At 70.1% G+C, this 19,008-nt stretch carries 19 protein-coding genes; 14 read left to right on the forward strand and 5 right to left on the reverse strand.

The window, feature by feature from the left end; genetic code table 11:
- Positions 1-270: 270 nt before the first annotated feature.
- The 6 genes from hpnA to AC0IWM_RS08165 are packed head-to-tail and all read left to right on the forward strand — an operon-like array spanning position 271 to position 7,150.
- Entirely contained in the window at positions 271-1,296 is a 1,026-nt protein-coding gene (gene hpnA / locus AC0IWM_RS08140; RefSeq protein ID WP_471754150.1) for a hopanoid-associated sugar epimerase, read from the forward strand.
- Entirely contained in the window at positions 1,293-2,216 is a 924-nt protein-coding gene (gene hpnC / locus AC0IWM_RS08145; RefSeq protein ID WP_471754152.1) for a squalene synthase HpnC, read from the forward strand. The genes hpnA and hpnC overlap by 4 nt, the downstream gene beginning before the upstream one ends.
- Positions 2,213-3,067: a presqualene diphosphate synthase HpnD gene (hpnD, locus tag AC0IWM_RS08150; RefSeq protein ID WP_471754154.1), complete on the forward strand. Its 855-nt coding sequence runs from the start codon at positions 2,213-2,215 to the stop codon at positions 3,065-3,067. Before hpnC ends, hpnD begins: the two co-directional genes overlap by 4 nt.
- Positions 3,067-4,371 carry a hydroxysqualene dehydroxylase HpnE gene (gene hpnE / locus AC0IWM_RS08155; RefSeq protein ID WP_471754156.1) on the forward strand — a complete coding sequence of 435 codons (1,305 nt, stop codon included), beginning with the start codon at positions 3,067-3,069 and terminating at the stop codon, positions 4,369-4,371. Before hpnD ends, hpnE begins: the two co-directional genes overlap by 1 nt.
- A 39-nt stretch (positions 4,372-4,410) precedes the next feature.
- Complete coding sequence (shc, locus tag AC0IWM_RS08160) at positions 4,411-6,408, forward strand: squalene--hopene cyclase (RefSeq protein WP_471754158.1); 1,998 nt, start codon at positions 4,411-4,413, stop codon at positions 6,406-6,408.
- A gap of 37 nt (positions 6,409-6,445) precedes the next feature.
- Positions 6,446-7,150: a phosphorylase gene (locus tag AC0IWM_RS08165; protein WP_471754160.1), complete on the forward strand. Its 705-nt coding sequence runs from the start codon at positions 6,446-6,448 to the stop codon at positions 7,148-7,150.
- A 34-nt stretch (positions 7,151-7,184) separates the two neighbouring features.
- Here AC0IWM_RS08165 and AC0IWM_RS08170 read toward each other — a convergent pair whose 3' ends face one another.
- Together AC0IWM_RS08170 and AC0IWM_RS08175 are read right to left on the reverse strand one after the other, a co-directional pair.
- Positions 7,185-8,483, reverse strand: a complete 1,299-nt coding sequence (locus AC0IWM_RS08170) for a DUF5666 domain-containing protein (protein ID WP_471754162.1) — start codon at positions 8,481-8,483, stop codon at positions 7,185-7,187.
- An 11-nt stretch (positions 8,484-8,494) separates the two neighbouring features.
- The gene (locus tag AC0IWM_RS08175) at positions 8,495-9,328 is read right to left on the reverse strand and encodes a DUF6502 family protein (RefSeq protein WP_471754164.1); all 834 of its coding nucleotides are present in this window, start codon (positions 9,326-9,328) and stop codon (positions 8,495-8,497) included.
- Between the two features lie 139 nt (positions 9,329-9,467).
- On the opposite strand from AC0IWM_RS08175, the gene AC0IWM_RS08180 reads away from it, so the two are divergent.
- From AC0IWM_RS08180 to AC0IWM_RS08190, 3 genes are all read left to right on the forward strand, one after another.
- A complete protein-coding gene (locus tag AC0IWM_RS08180; RefSeq protein ID WP_471754166.1) occupies positions 9,468-9,758 on the forward strand; it encodes a hypothetical protein in 291 nt (96 codons plus the stop codon).
- Complete coding sequence (locus AC0IWM_RS08185; RefSeq protein ID WP_471754168.1) at positions 9,755-9,895, forward strand: hypothetical protein; 141 nt, start codon at positions 9,755-9,757, stop codon at positions 9,893-9,895. Before AC0IWM_RS08180 ends, AC0IWM_RS08185 begins: the two co-directional genes overlap by 4 nt.
- A 312-nt stretch (positions 9,896-10,207) precedes the next feature.
- Complete coding sequence (locus tag AC0IWM_RS08190; RefSeq protein ID WP_471754169.1) at positions 10,208-10,777, forward strand: hypothetical protein; 570 nt, start codon at positions 10,208-10,210, stop codon at positions 10,775-10,777.
- Between the two features lie 274 nt (positions 10,778-11,051).
- Here the strand turns inward: AC0IWM_RS08190 and AC0IWM_RS08195 are convergent, their stop codons facing one another.
- Together AC0IWM_RS08195 and AC0IWM_RS08200 are read right to left on the reverse strand one after the other, a co-directional pair.
- Positions 11,052-11,306 (reverse strand): hypothetical protein, encoded by a 255-nt coding sequence (locus tag AC0IWM_RS08195; protein ID WP_471754171.1) that lies wholly within the window; start codon positions 11,304-11,306, stop codon positions 11,052-11,054.
- The gene (locus AC0IWM_RS08200) at positions 11,303-12,088 is read right to left on the reverse strand and encodes a Crp/Fnr family transcriptional regulator (RefSeq protein WP_471754173.1); all 786 of its coding nucleotides are present in this window, start codon (positions 12,086-12,088) and stop codon (positions 11,303-11,305) included. Before AC0IWM_RS08200 ends, AC0IWM_RS08195 begins: the two co-directional genes overlap by 4 nt.
- Before the next feature lie 349 nt (positions 12,089-12,437).
- Here AC0IWM_RS08200 and AC0IWM_RS08205 point away from each other — a divergent pair, with 349 nt between their 5' ends.
- Positions 12,438-13,313 (forward strand): Crp/Fnr family transcriptional regulator, encoded by an 876-nt coding sequence (locus AC0IWM_RS08205; protein WP_471754175.1) that lies wholly within the window; start codon positions 12,438-12,440, stop codon positions 13,311-13,313.
- A 103-nt stretch (positions 13,314-13,416) separates the two neighbouring features.
- On the opposite strand, the gene AC0IWM_RS08210 is transcribed toward AC0IWM_RS08205, so the two are convergent.
- Positions 13,417-13,668, reverse strand: coding sequence for a hypothetical protein (locus AC0IWM_RS08210; protein WP_471754177.1), 252 nt, complete (start codon positions 13,666-13,668; stop codon positions 13,417-13,419).
- 484 nt (positions 13,669-14,152) lie between these two features.
- Here AC0IWM_RS08210 and AC0IWM_RS08215 point away from each other — a divergent pair, with 484 nt between their 5' ends.
- The 4 genes from AC0IWM_RS08215 (at position 14,153) to AC0IWM_RS08230 (ending at position 19,001) form a co-directional block, all read left to right on the forward strand.
- Positions 14,153-15,769: an ABC transporter substrate-binding protein gene (locus AC0IWM_RS08215; protein ID WP_471754179.1), complete on the forward strand. Its 1,617-nt coding sequence runs from the start codon at positions 14,153-14,155 to the stop codon at positions 15,767-15,769.
- Between the two features lie 298 nt (positions 15,770-16,067).
- Complete coding sequence (locus AC0IWM_RS08220) at positions 16,068-17,045, forward strand: ABC transporter permease (RefSeq protein ID WP_471754181.1); 978 nt, start codon at positions 16,068-16,070, stop codon at positions 17,043-17,045.
- Positions 17,045-18,007 carry an ABC transporter permease gene (locus AC0IWM_RS08225; protein WP_471754183.1) on the forward strand — a complete coding sequence of 321 codons (963 nt, stop codon included), beginning with the start codon at positions 17,045-17,047 and terminating at the stop codon, positions 18,005-18,007. Before AC0IWM_RS08220 ends, AC0IWM_RS08225 begins: the two co-directional genes overlap by 1 nt.
- A gap of 10 nt (positions 18,008-18,017) precedes the next feature.
- Positions 18,018-19,001, forward strand: a complete 984-nt coding sequence (locus AC0IWM_RS08230) for an ABC transporter ATP-binding protein (protein ID WP_471754185.1) — start codon at positions 18,018-18,020, stop codon at positions 18,999-19,001.
- The last annotated feature ends 7 nt before the right edge of the window (positions 19,002-19,008 follow it).

The following is a 19,008-nucleotide window of genomic DNA, read 5'->3' on the forward strand; positions in this document are numbered from 1 at the left end:
GCCATGTACGCCGAGGCCGGCCTCGACGCCGCCGGCATCCTCAAGACCGTCAAGGACGCCCTCCCCGAACGGAAGGCCGGCCAGTCGGGACGCCTGCGCCTCGCCTGAGCGGCCGTTCGGGCGCGCGAGCCATCCGGGCTTTGCAGCCCGGGTGTGGCTCCGTTGCGCTTGTCCGGCGGCGGTTTCGATGAGAAAAGCGCGCCATTCATGGGTCCGAAGTCCGCTTCGGGCCCTGCGCGCGCATTCGATCCTCAGACCCTTACGAGAGAAATGCCACAGGCGACCCCTTCCGGCCCGTTCGATGCCGGCCCGGTCCTCATCACGGGCGCGAGCGGTTTCCTGGGAGCGGCCCTGGTCGACGTCTTCCGCAAGGCCGGCTTCCCGGTCCGGATCATGGTCCGGGCCACCTCCCCGCGCACCAACCTGACCTGGACGGACGTCGAGATCGTCGAGGGCGACATGCGCGACCGCGCCGCCGTGGCGCGCGCGCTCCAGGGCCAGCGCTATCTCGTCCATGCCGCCGCGGATTACCGGCTCTGGGCACCGGACCCGGAGGAGATCGTCGCCACGAATCGCGACGGCGCCGTGATCCTGATGGAGGAGGCCCTGCGGGCCGGGATCGAGCGCGTCGTCTACACGTCGAGCGTCGCCACCATCAAGCCGCATGACGACGGCACGCCGGCCGACGAGACCCGGCCCCTCACCCCCGCCACCGCCATCGGCGCCTACAAGCGCAGCAAGGTCGTGTCCGAGCGCGTGGTCGAGGAGATGGCGGCCCGCAACGGCCTGCCCGTCGTCATCGTCAATCCCTCGACGCCGATCGGGCCGCGCGACGTCAAGCCGACCCCGACCGGGCGCATCATCCTGGAGGCCGCGCTCGGCCGGATGCCGGCCTTCGTCGATACCGGCCTCAATCTCGCCCATGTGGACGACGTCGCCGCGGGGCACCTGCTGGCCCTGCGCCACGGCCGCACCGGCGAGCGCTACATCCTCGGCGGCGAGAACGTCCTGCTCTCGCAGATGCTGGCCGACATCGCCGGCATGGTCGGCCGCAAGCCCCCGACGGTGAACCTGCCGCGGGCGGTGGTCTACCCGATCGCCTTCGTCTCCGAGCAGATCGCCCGCTTCACCGGCAAGGCGCCCTTCGCCACGATCGACGGCATCCGCATGTCCCGCTACCGGATGTTCTTCTCCGACGCGAAGGCGCGCGCCGAATTCGGCTACACCGCCCGGCCGTACGCGCAGGGCCTCTCCGACGCGATCGCCTGGTTCCGCCAGGAAGGACGCCTGCGATGAGCACGACGATTCAGACGGCCACCGAGGCGCGCACCGGCAAGGGCTATCGCGACGAGAACTTCCCCGTCGCGTCGCACCTGATCCACCCGAAGCATCGCGGCGCGATCCTGGCGTTCTACGACTTCGTCCGCGCGGGCGACGACGTCGCGGACCATACCGGCCTGGCGCCGGAGCGGAAGATCGAGCTCCTCGACGCCCTGGCCGACGACCTGACCGGTAGCAGGCCGACGGATTCGGCCGCCGAGCCCCTGCGCCGCGAACTCGCCGCTCGCGGGCTCACGCCGACCCACGCCCTCGAACTCCTCGACGCCTTCCGCCTCGACGCCCGCAAGAGCCGCTACGCCGACTGGGACGAGCTGATCGCCTATTGCCGCCTCTCGGCGATGCCGGTCGGGCGCTACGTCCTCGACGTCCATGGCGAGGATCGCGATGTGGTCTGGGGGCCATCGGACGCGATCTGCGCCGCCCTCCAGATCATCAACCACCTTCAGGATTGCGGGAAGGACTTCAAGGCGATCGACAGAGTCTACATCCCGCAGGACGCCCTCGACCGGCACGGCGCCGCGGTCTCGGAACTCGGGGCCGACAAGGCCTCGCCGGCCCTGCGCTGCGTGATCGCCGAGCTGGCCGAGCGCACCATGGGGCTTCTCGACGAGGGGGCGGTCCTGCCCGACCTCATCGCGGATCTGCGCCTCAGCCTGGAGATCGCCGCCATCCACCGCCTCGCCGTCGTACTGTGCAGGGGCCTGATGGCGCGCGACCCCCTGAGCGAGAAGGTGCATCACGGCAAGGCCGCCTTCGCCCTGACGGCTTTCGGCGGCATCGCCGCGACCCTGGCCCGCCGGCCCCTGCGCGGCCGGACCCTTCGGGCGCAGGCCTCAAGGACCGCCTCGAAGGCGGCGCAGGGAGCCCGGCCATGAGCGCCACGATGTCCCCGGCCGCCGAGGCCGATGCCACGGCGGTCGATGCGCTGCCGGCCAAATCGTCGTCCTTCTACACCGCGATGCGGTTGCTGCCGCCCGACCGCCGGGCGGCGATGTACGCGGTCTACGCCTTCTGCCGGGCGGTCGACGACGTCGCCGACGATGGCGGCCCCGCCCCCGTGCGGGCGGCCGAACTCGACCGCTGGCGCGCCGACATCGACGAGCTCTTCGCCGGCCGGCCCGCACCGCGGGTGCAGGATCTCGTCGTGCCGATCCGCCGCTACGGTCTTCTGCGCGAGGACTTCCAGGCGGTGATCGACGGGATGGCGATGGACGCCTTCGAGGACATCGTCGCTCCGGACGAGGCCACCCTCGACCTCTACTGTGACCGGGTCGCGAGCGCGGTCGGCCGCCTGTCCGTGCGGATTTTCGGCGTGGCGGAGCAGGAGGGCATCGCCCTCGCCTATCACGAGGGCCGCGCGCTGCAGCTCACCAACATCCTGCGCGACATCGACGAGGATGCCGAGCGCAACCGCCTCTACCTGCCCCGCGAGAAGCTGGCCGCCATCGGGCTGACCGCGCCGACGCCGCAGGCCGCCATCGACCATCCGCGGATCGGCGAGGTCTGCATCGCCGTGGCCCGCGAGGCCGAGGCCCATTACCGCGCCACCTGGGACATCATCGCCAAGTGCCCGCGCAGGGTGACGAAGGCGCCGCGCCTCATGGCGGCGGCCTACCGGCTCTACCTCGACGCCGTTCTGGCCCGCGGCTGGGAGAAGCCCCGCGCCCGGGTCAAGCCGGGCAAGCTCGCCTTGCTGGGCGTCGTCCTGCGGCACGGGATCGTATGATGGCAGGAACGGTTCACGTCATCGGCGCCGGCCTCGCCGGGCTGTCCGCCGCCGTCACGCTGGTGGAGCGCGGCGCGCGCGTCGTCGTGCACGAGGCGGCCAAGCAAGCCGGCGGCCGGTGCCGTTCGTACTACGATCCGACCCTCGGCCTCACCATCGACAACGGCAACCACCTGCTGCTCTCGGGGAACACCTCCGCGCTCGCGTTCATGCGCACGATCGGTGCGCCCGAGAGTGCGCTGTCCGGACCGGCCGAGGCCGCCTTCCCCTTCGCCGACCTGAAGACCGGCGAGCGCTGGACCCTGCGCCCCAATGCCGGCCGCGTGCCCTGGTGGGTCCTGCAGGCGTCGCGCCGGGTGCCGGGCACCACGGCCCGCGACTACCTCGCGCCCCTGGGCATCCTGAAGGCCGCGGCCGGCAAGGCGCCGGGCCAGGGCGGCACCATCGGCGAGAGCATGGCCTGCGAGGGCACGCTCTACGATCGCCTCTGGCACCCGGTGCTGCTCGCCGCGCTCAACACGGACCCGCGGGAGAGCGACAACGGCCTCGCCGCAACGATCCTGCGCGAGACCCTGGGCGCCGGCGGCAAGGCCTGCCGTCCCCTCGTTGCCGTCGGAGGCCTGTCCGCGGCCTTCGTCGATCCCGCGGTGGATTTCCTCGCGCGCCGCGGCGCGGAGCTGCGCCTCGGCCACCGGCTGCGCAGCCTGACCCTCGGTGACGGCCGCATCGCGGGCCTGGTCTTCGGCGACGAATCGATCGAACTCGCACCGGAGGACGCGGTGGTCCTTGCCCTGCCGCCCTGGGTCGCCTGCGACCTGCTGCCGGGCCTGCCGGCGCCGCAGAGCCATCGCTCCATCGTCAACGCGCATTTCGCGGTGATTCCCCCGCCGGGATCGCCGTTACTTCTCGGCGTGGTGAACGGAATGACGGAATGGCTATTTGCCTATCCGGATCGTCTGTCCGTGACCATCAGCGGCGCCGATCGGCTCTTGGATGTGCCGCGTGAAGATTTGGGACGTCAGATCTGGTCCGAGATCGTGACTTTGACCGGACTTGCGCCCGAACTGCCAAGCTGGCAGATCGTCAAGGAGAAGCGGGCGACCTTCGCGGCGACGCCCGCCGAGGCCGCACGGCGCTCCGGCGCCGTGACGGCCCATGAGAATCTCGTCCTGGCAGGCGACTGGACCGCGACCGGCCTGCCTTCGACGATCGAGGGAGCGATCCGTTCTGGAACGACCGCCGCCCAGGCCCTCGCCAAGAGGACCGGAACGTGCGGACAGGCACGAGCGCGCGGCGCGGCGTGAGGTATGGCGGCCGCCTGCGCGGCCGGTGAGGCGAGGACGATGCGGGAAGCATTCAAGAAGGTCGAGGCGCTGCAGCGCCCCAAGACTCAGGAGATCTCACTCGAGGACGTCGAGCGTGGCGTCGTGCGCGCGACCCAGGCGCTGACGGCGCTGTCGCATGCCGACGGCCACCTGTGCTTCGAGCTCGAGGCCGACGCGACGATCCCGTCTGAATACATCATGTTCCACCAGTTCCGCGCCACCGAGATCGCGCCGGAGCTGGAAACCAAGATCGGCAATTATCTGCGCCGGACGCAGGGCAAGCACGGCGGCTGGGCGCTCGTCCATGACGGCCCGTTCGACATGAGCGCCAGCGTCAAGGCCTACTTCGCCCTCAAGATGAGTGGCGATTCGATCGAGGCCCCGCACATGCGCCGGGCGCGCGAGGCGATCCTGTCCCGCGGCGGTGCGGCCAACTCGAACGTGTTCACCCGCTTCCTGCTCGCCCTCTTCGGCGAGGTGCCGTGGCGCGCGGTGCCGGTGATGCCGGTCGAGATCATGCACCTGCCGAAGTGGTTCCCGTTCCACCTCGACAAGGTCTCCTACTGGGCGCGCTGCGTGATCGTGCCGATGCTGGTGATCCAGGCGAGGAAGCCGCTCGCCCGCAATCCGCGCGGCATCGGCATCCCGGAGCTGTTCGTGGCGCCGCCCCAGACCGTGCGCACCTGGCCCGGCAGCCCCCACGCGACCTGGCCCTGGACGCCGATCTTCGGCGCCATCGACCGGATGCTGCAGGTCACGCAGGACTATTTCCCGAAGAAGCGCCGGGCGCGGGCGATGGACAAGGCCGTGGCCTGGGTCAGCGAGCGCCTGAACGGCGATGACGGCCTCGGCGCGATCTTCCCCGCCATGGTCAACACCGTGCTGATGTACGACGTGCTCGGCTATCCGCCCGACCATCCCCAGGTGCGGATCGCCTGCGAGGCGATCGAGAAGCTCGTGGTGGTCAAGGAGCATGAGGCCTACGTGCAGCCCTGCCTGTCCCCGGTCTGGGACACGGCGCTGGCCGGCCATGCCCTCCTCGAGGCCGGCGGCCCGGAGGCCGAGCACCAGGCCCGGCGCGGTCTCGACTGGCTGAAGCCGCTCCAGGTTCTCGACATCAAGGGCGACTGGGCCGCGGGCCGGCCGAACGTGCGCCCCGGCGGCTGGGCCTTCCAGTACGCCAACCCGCACTTTCCCGACCTCGACGACACCGCCGTGGTGGTGATGGCGATGGACCGGGCCTCGCACCAGCACGGCCTCGTGGCCGACGTGCCCGATTACGGCGCCTCCATCGCCCGGGCCCGCGAATGGGTCGAGGGGCTGCAGTCGAGCGACGGCGGCTGGGCGGCCTTCGATGCCGACAACAACCACCATTACCTGAACCACATCCCGTTCTCCGACCACGGCGCGCTGCTCGATCCGCCGACGGCCGACGTCACCGCCCGCGTCGTCTCGATGCTGGCGCAGCTCGGCGAGACCCGCGAGAGTTCGAAGGCCCTCGACCGCGGCGTCACCTACCTCCTGAACGACCAAGAGGAGGACGGCTCGTGGTACGGCCGCTGGGGCATGAACTTCATCTACGGCACTTGGTCGGTGCTCTGCGCCCTGAACGCGGCCGGGGTCGATCCGGCCTCGCCGGAGATCCGCAAGGCCGTCGCCTGGCTGATCCGCATCCAGAATCCGGATGGCGGCTGGGGCGAGGACGCCTCGTCCTACAAGATCGATCCGGCCTTCGAGCCGGGCTACTCGACCGCCTCGCAGACGGCCTGGTCCCTGCTCGCCCTGATGGCGGCGGGCGAGGCCGACGATCCGGCGGTGACGCGGGGCATCAACTACCTGACCCGCACCCAGGGCGCCGACGGCTTCTGGGCCGAGGAGCGCTACACCGCGACGGGCTTCCCGCGGGTGTTCTACCTCCGGTATCACGGCTATCCGAAGTTCTTCCCGCTCTGGGCAATGGCGCGCTACCGCAACCTCAAGCGCAGCAACACCCGGAAGGTCGCCTTCGGCATGTGATGCGAAGACGTCGGTTCGCGGTCGATCGAGCGACGGCATGAGCACGGTCACCGCGTCCGGCGCCCTCCCCGTCCTGGCCGTCACCGGCCTGGCCAAGGAGGCGCGCCTCGCCTCGGGCCCCGGGGTCCTCGCGGTGGGGGCGGGTGGCGATCCGCAACGCCTGCGCGCCCTTCTGACGGCGCGGCCCACGCCCGGCTGCCGGGCCGTCGTCAGCATCGGCATCGCCGGCGGCCTCGATCCGGCGTTGGTCCCAGGGGACGTGCTGGTGGCCACGGCCATCGTCACGCCGGCCCGTCGCTACGGGGCGGACCCGTCCATCGCCGCCGCCTGGATGCGCGCCCTCGCCGGTTCGGGGCCGACGGTCCGCGAAGGCGTGCTCGCCGGCGTCGATGCGGCCGTCCTCGACGTGGCGGCCAAGGCGGCCCTTCGCGACGCCACCGGCAGCGCCGGGGTCGACATGGAATCGCACGTCGCGGCCGCCTATGCCGAACGGCACGGCCTGCCCTTCGCCGCCCTGCGCATCGTCTGCGATCCGGCCGACCGGGCGATTCCGGCCTTCGCCGCACAGGCGCTGAAGCCCGATGGCGAGCCCGACATCCTGGCGGTGCTTGCCGCGATCACGCGCCAGCCGAGCCAGATCCCGGCCCTGATCCGCCTCGCCCGGGATTCGGGACGCGCCTTCCGGAGCCTGACTCGATGCCGGGCACGGCTCGGAACCGCCCTCGGCGTTCCGGCCCCGTAGGCCTCGCCGCGGCGGACCGAGCCGGAGCGACGCCTCAGCGTCCGCCCGGTCCTCCACCAGGTCCTCCACCACTTCCCGGCCCACGCCCGGGGCCGCCGCCGAAGCCGCCGGGTCCGTCCGGACCGCGCCCGAACCCGCCTGGGCGCTCGAAGCCGCCGGGTCCGCCGCCAAACCCGCCGCCCGGCCGACCGCGCTCGGCGCCCGCCGGCGCGCGCGTGTCGATGTCGAAGCGCGGGGCACCGCCGGGCTGCCCTCCGGGCACGCGGCCGTCCAAGCCACGTCCCTCCAAGCCACGTCCCTCCAAGCCCTGTCCCCCGAGACCCCGTCCCTCGACGCCACGGCCGTCGAGCCGCGGCGGCGATCCGCGATCGGTCCCGTTCCGAAGGCCCGGGCGCTCGCTGCCGCGCCCGTCGATCCGAAGGCTCTCCACGCTGAGGCGGCCGTCGCGCGACGGCTCGGCGGTGACGATGGCGCGCACGCTGCCGCGGCGGGGCAATCCGGGATCGGGCCGGCCGGCGACGTCGAGGCCCGAGCCGAGCTGGAGGCCCCGCGCATTGCGCCCGACATAGGCCTCGATCGAGACCCGGCGCAGGCCGGGGACGAAGAGGGCGCGCGCCTCCTCCCGTCCGGTCACGGTCAGGCCGGTCCCGGTCGGGTCGCCCGAGACGATGGCGCGCCGTCCAACCGGCCCGGCATCGGCGCCGAGGAGGCGGAGAGCGCCGATCATCGGCGTGCCGTCCGGGCCGCGCCGGACGAGGCCGGCGACCCGCGCGGGTCCCTCCGGCCGGCGCTCGACGAGGCTCGCGACGACGACGCCGTCGGGGCGGCGCAAGCCGCTCACCGCGACCCGCTCGCCCAGGGCCCAGCCGTCGCGCTGCGCCGTCGGCAGGGCGACGCGCTGGCCGAGCACCGTGAGGCCACCCGGCCTCACGGCCTCGACCGGTCCGACGACCTCGCTGGTGACATCGATGCGGCGGGTGGAGAGCGTGCCGCCGGCCTCCAGGGCGACGACACGGACCACGTGCCCGATCCGCAGGTCACCGGCCGATGCCGGTCGCCCGTCGATCCGCACGTGGACGTCCTTCGGGTAGGCGATGCGCAGGTCGTTGACGATGATCGATCCGAACTTGCGGATCGTCCCTATCACGCCGGTGCCGCCGAGGCCGCGGTCGCCCTCCCCGTCCTGTCCGTCGCCGGGCGGCTGGCTCGGGCGCGCGCCGGTGCCGCCGATGCCCTGGTCGCGGATCGGCGGGACCGGGTCGGCGCGCGCGGCCAGGGCGAAGGGTGCCGAGGCGAGCAGGCGCAGGGCGTCGCGGCGGTTGGGTGCGCGCATGGACGCGGCCCTCACGCCTTCGCCGCTGCGGGCGGCGCATCCTCGGCATAGATGTAGACGCCGAAATTCCAGCGATGGGTCCCACCGGAATCTGTCTCGCAGGCTGCATGGGCCTCGCGGTTGGCCTGTTGCAGAGCCTCCATGGCGATCTCGCGGGCGCGGGCCTCCAGGCGCTCGGCCAGCTCCTTCGAGAGACCGTCGTAATGGACGGCCCGCTCGAGGAAGCGCGGGCTCGGTTCGGTGATGTTGGCGACGCTGGCGGCGATGTGGTCGTGCAGGTTGCGCCCGAAGTAGTAGAGCTGCGATTCCCCGCCGCCCTTCGGCACGTAGGCCGCCTCGGCGAGCACGATGTGGCCGTCGGCATCGGCGACGACGAGCCCGCGGTCGAGCCACTCGTCGAGGACGGCGCGCGGGCGCAGGTCGCGGGTGACCGCGGTGACGAGCTCCTCGAAGGACGGCCCTTTCCCCTCGCCCGCCCGCGTCAGCGGCCGGGGCTGGCCCTGCGCATCCGTGAAGGCCGGGTCCGCCAGCCAGCGCGCGATGATCCGGCTGGTCCGTGACACCGAGGACGGGACGGCACTGACCGGCGCTCCGGCCCCGCGAAGGCGGCTGACCTCCTTGCGGTGGATGCCCGTCAGGAGACTGACGCGGCTGTCGGTCTGCTCCTTCCCCGGCAGCGCGAAATCGTACTCGGCGACGTTGACGTAGAGTTCGCGCAAGAGGGTCGTGAGGGCCGGGAAGGTGATGCCGCGCGCCACGAACAGGCGGACGAGCGGCCGCAGGAGACGCGCGACGGGGGCATGCAGGTTCGCACCCTCGGAGGGAGTCTCGAAAGAATCGGCCATCCCGCGAGCATAGCCATCGCCCCGTGGGAGACAATCCCACGCGGTGCGGTCCGACACCCGATCCCGACGATCGCGGATTGACGTGGGAAATTTGCCCACGTACGAGATCCAGGCCTGTTTTTCCCCGCGGAGCACCGCCATGGCCAAGCTGAGGCCCTTCCATCCCGCCGAGCCTCTGCCGCCCCTGAACGCGGCCGCCCCGGCTCGACAGCGCGTGCCGCCGAGCCGGTTCTTGGCGATGATCGCGCGCGGGCTCGTGGTGATCGCGGGTCTGAGCCTGCCCGCGATCGGGCTGCGCTATGCCGGCCGCGAAGCCGCCATCGACGGGACGACCGTTGCGGATGCCACGGGAGTCGTCGGGATCTCCGCCCCGCGCCTTCGGACTGCCGACCGGATGGCTTCGATCTCCGGCTCCTCGAGCGCCCCGTGAAAGCCGGCATCGCGACGCGGCCGGCGAACCGCCGCGTCCTCTCTCAGGCCGAGGACCGGCCGGGTCTGCTCATCGACCTGCTCCTCTGTGCCGTCCCGGCGATCGCCACGGTCGTCCTCCTGATCCTCGCCCTCTGAGAACGATCGGCCCGCTCGGCTGGTGCACGACGTCTCGGACGGTCGCGCCTCGAACGTTCTCGCCACCCCCGTGAAGCCGCACCCGATGTACAGAGCCGATCCGCGCCTGAGCCCGTCCCTGAAAGCCTGCCTGCCCCGGAACGGGGCGCCCCGCCGCCGCCGCACGCTCCGCCATGCGATCGACGGTCTCGGCAGGACGCTCGCCGCCTGGCTGATCGGTGCGGCGCGGAAAGCGGCGCCGCGCTCATGAAGCGTTAACCGACGCGGCCCATCCTGTGCGTGGGACAATTACCCACACTCAGGATAGTGGCGATGTCGTCGATCTCTGCCTCGCAAGCCCCGGTCTTTCCGTCCCCGCAAGTGCGGGCGCATGACCGCATCGCGGCACAGACCGCCTCCGGTTCGATCAGCAGCACCGATCAGACCGCGTTAGACACGGCGGTCGATACGATCGACGCCGCTCTGAAGAGCTCGGACGGGGCCGGTGCGGCGGGACAGGCGCGCCTCGATCCGGAGGACATGAAGGCGCGGATCGACGACCTCATCGGCCAGCAGGTCCAGAGCGGGAGCCTGACGAGCGAGCAGGCCAAGACCCTGAAGTCGGTCCTCGGCGGCGAGTCCGGTGGATCGTCCGTCGCGGGTGTCGGGGGCCGAAGCGGCGGGCACCATCACGGCGGTCCCCCGCCGGTCGACGTCGATCAAGCCTCGGCTGATGCCCAGACCAACGCCACCGACGCCTCCGCCCAGAGCACGAACGATCTCCTCACGACCTTCGTGAAGCAGCTTCAATCGCGCCAGGACCAGACGAGCCCCTACGGCTCCGGCGGCACCCGCACGAGCACGGCCTCCGCCAGCGCGTTGCTGATGAACTTCAAGGTCTGAACCGGATCCCGGAGGCGCCGTCCGCCGGTCCGGGAAGTCGGAATTTCGACGCCCGGGACATAAGTGGCCACGGCCGACGGGGATCAGGCTGAACGCTGGGAGCCGTCGAAAGGGTCTCGCCGATGCTGTCGGGGGGCAAGGCACCGGCGAGACCCGGTCGCACCGCTGGCGATCCGACCCCGCAGAGGCGTGAAGCAGTCTCGCCTGCCGCGCATTCACACAAATCAAGTCTCGGGAAAGTCGGCGACCAAGCCGTCCGTCGTCCGGCGCGGTCTCAGCCGACAGGACCGGTTTCGGAGAGTTGCCGGGCGATCCAGGCCTGCGCCTCGTCGAGATCCGCGAAGATCGGCGCATGCGGATCGTCGACCCGTCCGAATCCCGCCTCCAGGAACCAATGCCCAGCCTCGGAATCGTGCTCGCTGGAGAGTTGGACGAGGACGGCGACGAGCAGACCATCCTCGAACACCAACCGGCTCTCGCGGTCGCTGCTGCCCGTCGCGACCTGAACGGGCTGTAGTTTCATGATCATGCTGCGGCCCGCGTTCCCAGGTGCAGGTATTTCGAGTTGAATTCCGCTATCGATTTCAAACGTTGACGGTCGAGAATCGTCAGGGTCCTGCCCTTGAGTTCAATCACGCCTTGGCGCCTGAGTTCCTGGAGAGACCGATTGACGTGTACGTTCGAGAGGCCGACCGTGTCGGCGAGATCGAGCTGCGTGACCGGAAATTCATAGGAATTCTCGCTGGCGCATCCGACCACCTGCAACCGCACCAGGAGTTCGCAGAACAGGTGGGCGATGCGCTCGATCGCCGATCGGCAGCCGACGTTGACGAGCCATTCGCGCAAGGTCGCCTCGTCCACGAGCGTGCCGAGGCGCAGGGCTCTGGCGATCGCCGGATGCTCGTCCATGACGCGCCTGACGACGTCGAACGGGATGCGCACCACCCGGCAGGCCGACAGGGTGGTGATGGTGTGGTCCATCCGGGCGAGCAGCGCCACGTCGAGATCGCAGGCGTCGCCGGGGACGAGATAGGCCGTGATCTGCCGCGCCCCGTTGGCGCGGTGCTTCTGCCGACAGGCCAGGCCCTCCATGATCAGGATCACGCCGTCCGGCTGATCTCCTTCGCGGATCAGGTCGACGCGCGGCCCGATGATGTGACCGTTGGCGCTGATCCGTTGCAGCACCGCCCGATCGGCGTCCGACAGGGGATTGAACCCTTCGAGCTTGCGGATCAGCGCATTGGACGGGTCGAAGAGCGGAGACGGGGAATGAGACGACAAGACGGGGTCCGTGATTCTGGCAGCGGTCATCGGATCGCGCTCGCCCTCGCGTCGAGGGGCAGCGATCAGCGGTCAGGCGGCGTGGGGGTGCGGCCGATCGTCGGGCGACGGCGAGAGGAAGCGCGCGCGGCGGGCGGGCGAGCCATCGAAGGCGCCCGTGAGCCGATGCCTATGGCCCGGATCGAGGCGACTTGCCGGCGTCGCCCGGGACGGAGACTGCGGACGGACGGCGGGCGCCCCGGCTGTCCAGCAAGATACGTCGGTTCGTCGATCCGACGAGATCATGTCGTTCTGCTCTCGATATCTGCATGGGACTGGCAGCGGCAAACTGCATTCATTTATCCCGCCGCTTCAGCAGTTGTAATCACCGCATCCAATTTTGTATGATTTCAAACAGTTAACCTATGTTTATCCCCGGGTACTGCTGCGTCCAGATGGTCGATGGGCGCGTTACCATCTTCCATTGATCGAGTGCTCGACCTTCGCTATGGCCTCGCTCGGGCGTGAGAGTCTTGGTTCTCTGACCCGAGAGAACGAGGCTCGACCACCGGGAATGCAGATCTCGCCGCGTAACCGATTGTTGCGAACGCTGTCGTCCGACGATCTGACGTTGCTCCAGCCACATCTTCGTCGCGTGGACCTTCCGGCCCGGCAGGTCCTCATCCATTCCGGTGCGCCGTTGGAGCGGGCCTACTTCGTCGAGGCCGGCCTCGTCTCCCTCATCCTGCAGATCGGCGTCACCCGGCTCGAAGTCGGGATGATCGGCCCGGAAGGTTTCGTCGGAGGCTCGACGGTCATTCTCGGATCGCGGAGCTCACCCTACGAGCACGTTGTTCAGATCGGCGGCTCGGCCCTCGCGATCGACCTTCCCGATCTTCAGGACGCGATGGAACGCAGCGCCTCCCTGCGGCGGCAGATGCTGCGCTTCATTCAATCCGAGCTGTTCCAGGCCCGGCAAACCGCCTTCGTGAATGCCAGCTTCGGCATCGAGACGCGCCTCGCGCGCTGGCTGCTGATGTGCCACGACCGGGTCGATGGCGACGATCTCCTGCTCACCCACGAGGTGCTGGCGGTGATGCTGGGCGTGCAGCGCTCGGGCGTGACGCTCGCGGTCCAGAACCTCGAAGGGGCCGGCTACATCCGCGCCCGCCGCGGCCGGATCACGATCACGGATCGCACCCGCTTGCAGGCGGCGGCCGGCGGAAGCTACGGGGTCGCGGAGGCGGCCTACCGGCACCTGGTCGAGGACGATTGAGCGAGCCGCCTGCGATCCCGCGATCCGGGACGAGGCCTCATCGGCGCGCATCGCTGGACGGAAGCGGGCCTCGGCGCGGCCCGCGGCGATGCATCGGCGGACGTCAGGCCGAGGGCTCGGCGAGGCGGGTCCGGTGCCGGTCGAGGGCGGCGCGCAGGTTCGGCAGAAACGGCGATTGGCTGTCCCAGCGGTCGACCGCGTCCTGAAGGCGGTCGAGGGCCTCGACCTGGGCGGACAGCCCCTGCGCCTGGGAGAGATAGGCCCAGATCGCGTCCTCCGCCTCGCCGATGTCGACCGGCTGTTCGGCCACCAGGAGGCCCTGGAAGCGCCGCAGGGTGTGCTCGAGATCGGCCATGGCGACTGCTCCGGATCTGTCCTGTTGGCGAACGGCGATGACGGACACGGCCGATCGAGTGCGCCCCGATGGTCCCGCGCCGCGCCGGGCCTCGTTGCATCGGCGGCGGCGCGCGCCACCCCCGATCGGCCTTGCCGCCGCGAGACCGAATCCGGCCACCCCGATGTCCGTGCTCGCCGAGGGGCGCGCGGGCGGCGAACAGGGGGCCGGTCTCCTGGTCCCGACCGGGGAAGCGGCTGTGGGATCGGGGATGCCGGTTCAACCGGTCCGGGCGCCTCCCTGTTCAGCCGGCGCACCGGGGCGCCGTCCGGGCGAAGCTTGACCGGCTCGTGACGCTTGATCAATTTTTGAGCATCGCGCGGTCCGATCGATGCGCGGTCTCAGGTCCGCAGCATCGAAGTGGACGGCGGCGAGAACGGCGTTCGGGCTTGGCCCGATCCGTGCCAAGGTGGGGCGAGCCGCACGGGAAACGGACGCGAAGAGGATGGGTGCCTTGTTGAAGTCCACGGTCAAAGCGTTCGTCTCGGCCACGGCCCTCGCCGGGCTGATCGGCCTCTCCGGTACGGTGGCGGCCGACGCGGCGAACGTCTTCCGGTTTGCCTTCCAGGGCGACATCAAGTCCCTCGATCCCTACTCCCTGAAGGAGAGTTTCACGATCGGCATGCACGGCGCGGTGTTCGACTCGCTCATCACCCGCGACAAGAACCTGAAGCTCGCGCCCATGCTGGCGGAATCCTGGGAGAATCCGGAGCCGACGCGCTGGCGCTTCCATCTCCGCAAGGGCGTGAAGTTCCATGACGGCTCGGACTTCACCGCCGACGACGTGATCTTCTCGGCCAACCGCGTGCGCGCGCCGGGCTCGAACTTCACCACCAACGTCCCGTCGGACGCCGAATGGGTGAAGATCGACGACCACACCGTCGACATGAAGCTCAAGAGCCCCAACCCCATCGCCCTGTACCAGTTCTCGACTTGGTACATCATGTCGAAGTCCTGGGCCGAGAAGAACGGCGCCGTCGCCCCGACCCTGCCGAGCGCCACCTCCACCAGCTACGCAGCCCTGCACGAGAACGGCACCGGGCCGTTCATCGTCACCGAGCACCAGCCCGGCGTGCGCACGGTGTTCAAGAAAAACCCCAATTACTGGGGAAAGATCGAATCCAACCTCGACGAGGCGGTCTTCACCACGATCCAGAACGACGCCACCCGCGTCGCCGCCCTGATCTCCGGCGAGGTCGACTGGATCGACCCCGTGCCCCTGCAGGACGCCCAGCGCGTCAACGGGAGCGGCACCGCCACGGTGATGGCCGGCCCGGAGCTGCGCACCATCTTCCTCGGCATGGACCAGTCCCGCGACGAGCTCAAGGACTCGAACGTCAAGGGCAAGAACCCATTCAAGGACGTCCGCGTGCGCGAGGCCTTCTACCGGGCCATCGACGAGGAGACGATCGCCAAGCGCGTCATGCGCGGGCAGGCCGTGCCCTCCGCCCTGCTGATCGCGCCGGTGCTGTTCCCCCGCGCCTCCGAGTTCAAGCGCCCCGAATACGATCCGAAGCGCGCCAAGGCGCTCCTCACCGAGGCCGGCTACCCGGACGGCTTCTCGCTGGGCATGGACTGCCCGAACGACCGCTACGTCAACGACGAGGCGATCTGCCAGGCCGTGGTCTCGATGCTGGCCCGCGTCGGCGTGAAGGTGAACCTCAACGCCCAGCCCAAGGCCAAGTACTTCGCCAAGGTGCTGGCGCCGTCCTACGACACCTCGTTCTACCTCGTCGGCTGGACCCCCTCCTCCCAGGATTCGCACAACATCCTGTTCGAGATCGCCGGCTGCCGGAATGGGTCCAAGCCCGGCCGCGGCAACTGGAACCTCGGCAATTACTGCAACCCGAAGGTCGACGCGCTGGCCGATTCCGTCGAGGCCGAGAGCGACCCGACCAAGCGCAACGCCGAGATCAAGGAGGGCTTCGACACCATCCAGGCCGATTGGGGCTTCATCCCGCTCCACCAGCAGGCCCTGGCCTGGGGCGTGTCGAAGAAGGTCACCCTGGTCCAGCGGCCGGACAACATGCTGATGCTGTACTGGGTCTCGAAGCAGCCGTGAGATTTCGCGAGAAGCTTGCAGAGGCTCATGAGCCAAGCCTCGATCCGGGACTGCGAACCGGACGGGTCCTCAGCGGAGGATCGGTCCAGGAAGCGGTCCGTCATCCGGGGGCCGCGCAGCGGAGCCCAGGATCCAGAACCGCCGACGAGGCCCGGCCTGCCGCCGTCAGCGGTTCTGGATTGCACGCCGCTGGCGCGCCCCTTCGGGTCCGGGTTCGCCGGCGGCGCCCCGGAATGACGTCGCGCCGTCCGTCGCCATCGATCGGACGGCCCCGATCCGGTTCGGAAGGCGCCCATCCATGATCGCCTTCGTCCTGCAGCGCCTGCTCCAGTCCATCGCCGTGCTGTTCGCGGTCGGGCTGATCGCCTTCTCGATGTTCCGCTTCGCCGGAGATCCGGTGAACCAGATCGTGGGCGTCGACACGCCCTATGCCGAGCGCGTCGCCATCCGGAAGGATCTCGGCCTCGACGATCCCGTGGCGGTCCAGTTCCTGCGCTACGCCGGCAACGTGGTCCGCGGCGAGTTCGGCACCTCCTACCAGTTCCGCCAGCCGGTCTCCGCGCTGCTGGCCGAGCGCATGCCCGCCACCCTCGAACTCGCGCTCTGCGCCACGCTGTTCGCGCTCACCGTCGGCATCCTGATGGGGGTCTATTGCGCCCTGCGGCGGGACACCTGGCTCGCCAAGATCTTCCTCGCCATCTCGCTCGTGGGCATCAGCCTGCCGACCTTCCTGATCGGCATCCTGCTGATCTTCCTGTTCTCGGTGACGCTGGGCTGGCTTCCCTCCTTCGGGCGGGGCGACACCGTGCGGCTGGGCTGGTGGACGACCGGCTTCCTCACCGCCTCCGGCTTGCGTGCGCTCATCCTGCCCTCCGTCACCCTCGGGCTGTTCCAGATGACCCTGATCATGCGGCTGGTGCGCGCCGAGATGCTGGAGGTGCTGCGCACCGACTACATCCGCTTCGCCCGGGCCCGGGGCCTCACCACCCGCTCGATCCATCTCGGGCACGCCCTGAAGAACACGCTGGTGCCGGTCATCACCATCGCGGGCCTCCAGCTCGGCTCGGTCATCGCCTTCTCGATCATCACCGAGACGGTGTTCCAGTGGCCGGGCATGGGCCTGCTCTTCGTCCAGGCCGTGCAGAACGTCGATATCCCGATCATGGCGGCCTACCTGCTGCTGGTCGCCGCCATCTTCGTCGTCATCAACCTCGTGGTGGACGTGCTCTACACCATCGTCGATCCGCGCCTGCGCCTCTCCACGGGACGGGCCTGATGAGTGCTTCCCTGCAGGACGCTCCCCTCGCTTCGCAGACGCCGGCCGGGCGCTCGACTCTGGCCCGCTTCCTCGATTCCGACGTCTATGCCAGCTTCCGGCGCTCCAAGCTGGCCATGGGGGCCTTCGCGGTGACGCTGGTCTTCGTCGTCCTCGCGGTGGCGGCCCCCTGGATCTCGCCCCAGAATCCGTACGACCCGGCCCAGCTCGAGCTGATGAACTCGAACCTGCCCCCGCTCTGGTACGCCGACGGCGTCGCCCCCTTCACCCTCGGCAGCGACGACCAGGGCCGCGACGTGCTCTCGGCGGTGTTCTACGGCCTCCGGCTGTCCCTGGTGGTCGGCCTCCTCGGCGTCCTGGTCTCGGGGACGCTCGGCATCCTGCTCGGCCTGGTGGCGGGCTATTTCGGCGGCTTCGTCGATACGCTGATCATGCGCGTCGCCGACGTGCAGCTCACCTTCCCGGCGATCCTCATCGCCCTGGTGGTGGACGGCGTCGCCAAGGCGGCGCTGGGGAGCCAGATGGACACGAACGCCGCCATCGGGCTCATCGTGCTCTCGATCGGCCTGTCGTTCTGGGTGCAGTACGCTCGCACCGTCCGCTCCTCCGTGCTGGTGGAGAAGAACAAGGACTACGTGCAGGCCGGACGGCTCATCGGGCTGTCCTCGCCCGTCATCATGGTCCGGCACGTCCTGCCCAACGTCCTCGGGCCGGTCTTCGTCATCGCCACCATCAACCTGGCGCTCGCGATCATCACCGAGGCGACGCTCTCCTTCCTGGGCACCGGCCTGCCGGACTCGATGCCGTCCCTCGGCACCCTGATCCGCACGGGCAACCGCTTCCTGTTCTCCGGCGAGTGGTGGATCGTCGCCTTCCCGGGCCTGGCGCTCGCCGGACTCGTCCTGGCGATCAACCTGCTCGGGGATTGGCTGCGCGACGCCCTCAACCCGAAACTCCAGTGATCGTGCCGGCATGACAGAGCCCGTCCTCTCGGTCCGCAACCTGCGCGTCGCCTTCGCCGGCCGGCGCGGCACCCTCACGGCCATCGACGACGTCTCCTTCGACATCGCCCGGGGCGAGATCCTCGGCGTCGTCGGCGAGTCGGGAGCGGGCAAGTCGGTGACCGGCTCGGCCGTCATCGGCCTCATCGACCCGCCCGGCGCCATCGTCGGCGGGCAGATCCTCCTCCGGGGCGAGCGCATCGACACCCTGTCGCCGGAGGCCATGCGGCGCATCCGGGGCCGGCGCATCGGAATGATCTTCCAGGACCCGCTCACGAGCCTCAACCCGCTCTATCGCGTCGGGCGCCAGATCGTGGAGACCATCCGGACCCATACCGACCTGTCCGAGAAGGCGGCGCGCCGGCGGGCCATCGACCTCCTGGCCGAGGTCGGCATTCCGGCGCCCGAACGACGGATCGACGGCTACCCGCACGAATTCTCCGGCGGCATGCGCCAGCGCGTGGTGATCGCCCTGGCGCTGGCCGCCGAGCCCGAACTGATCATCGCGGACGAGCCGACGACGGCGCTGGACGTCTCGGTCCAGGCCCAGATCATCGCGCTCCTGAAGCGCCTCGGCACCGAGCGCGGCACCGCCGTGATGCTGGTCACCCACGACATGGGCGTGATCGCGGAGGCCGCCGACCGGGTGGCGGTGATGTATTCCGGCCGGATCGCCGAGATCGGCCCCGTGCGGGACGTGGTGCAGAACCCGCTCCACCCCTATGCCAAGGGCCTGATGGGGGCGATCCCGACGCTGGCCCAGGAGACCGACCGGCTGGCCCAGATCCCCGGCGCGATGCCCCGGCTCTCGAGCATTCCGAAGGGTTGCGCCTTCCATCCGCGCTGCCCCTCCACCTTCACCCGCTGCGTGGTGGAGCGGCCCGACCCGATCCCGGTGGGAGCACACCGGGTCGCCTGCCACCTCTACGATCGGTCCGAGGCCTCCGCCGCATGAATGCGCC

This window comes from Methylobacterium sp. AC433, from assembly GCF_979253015.1.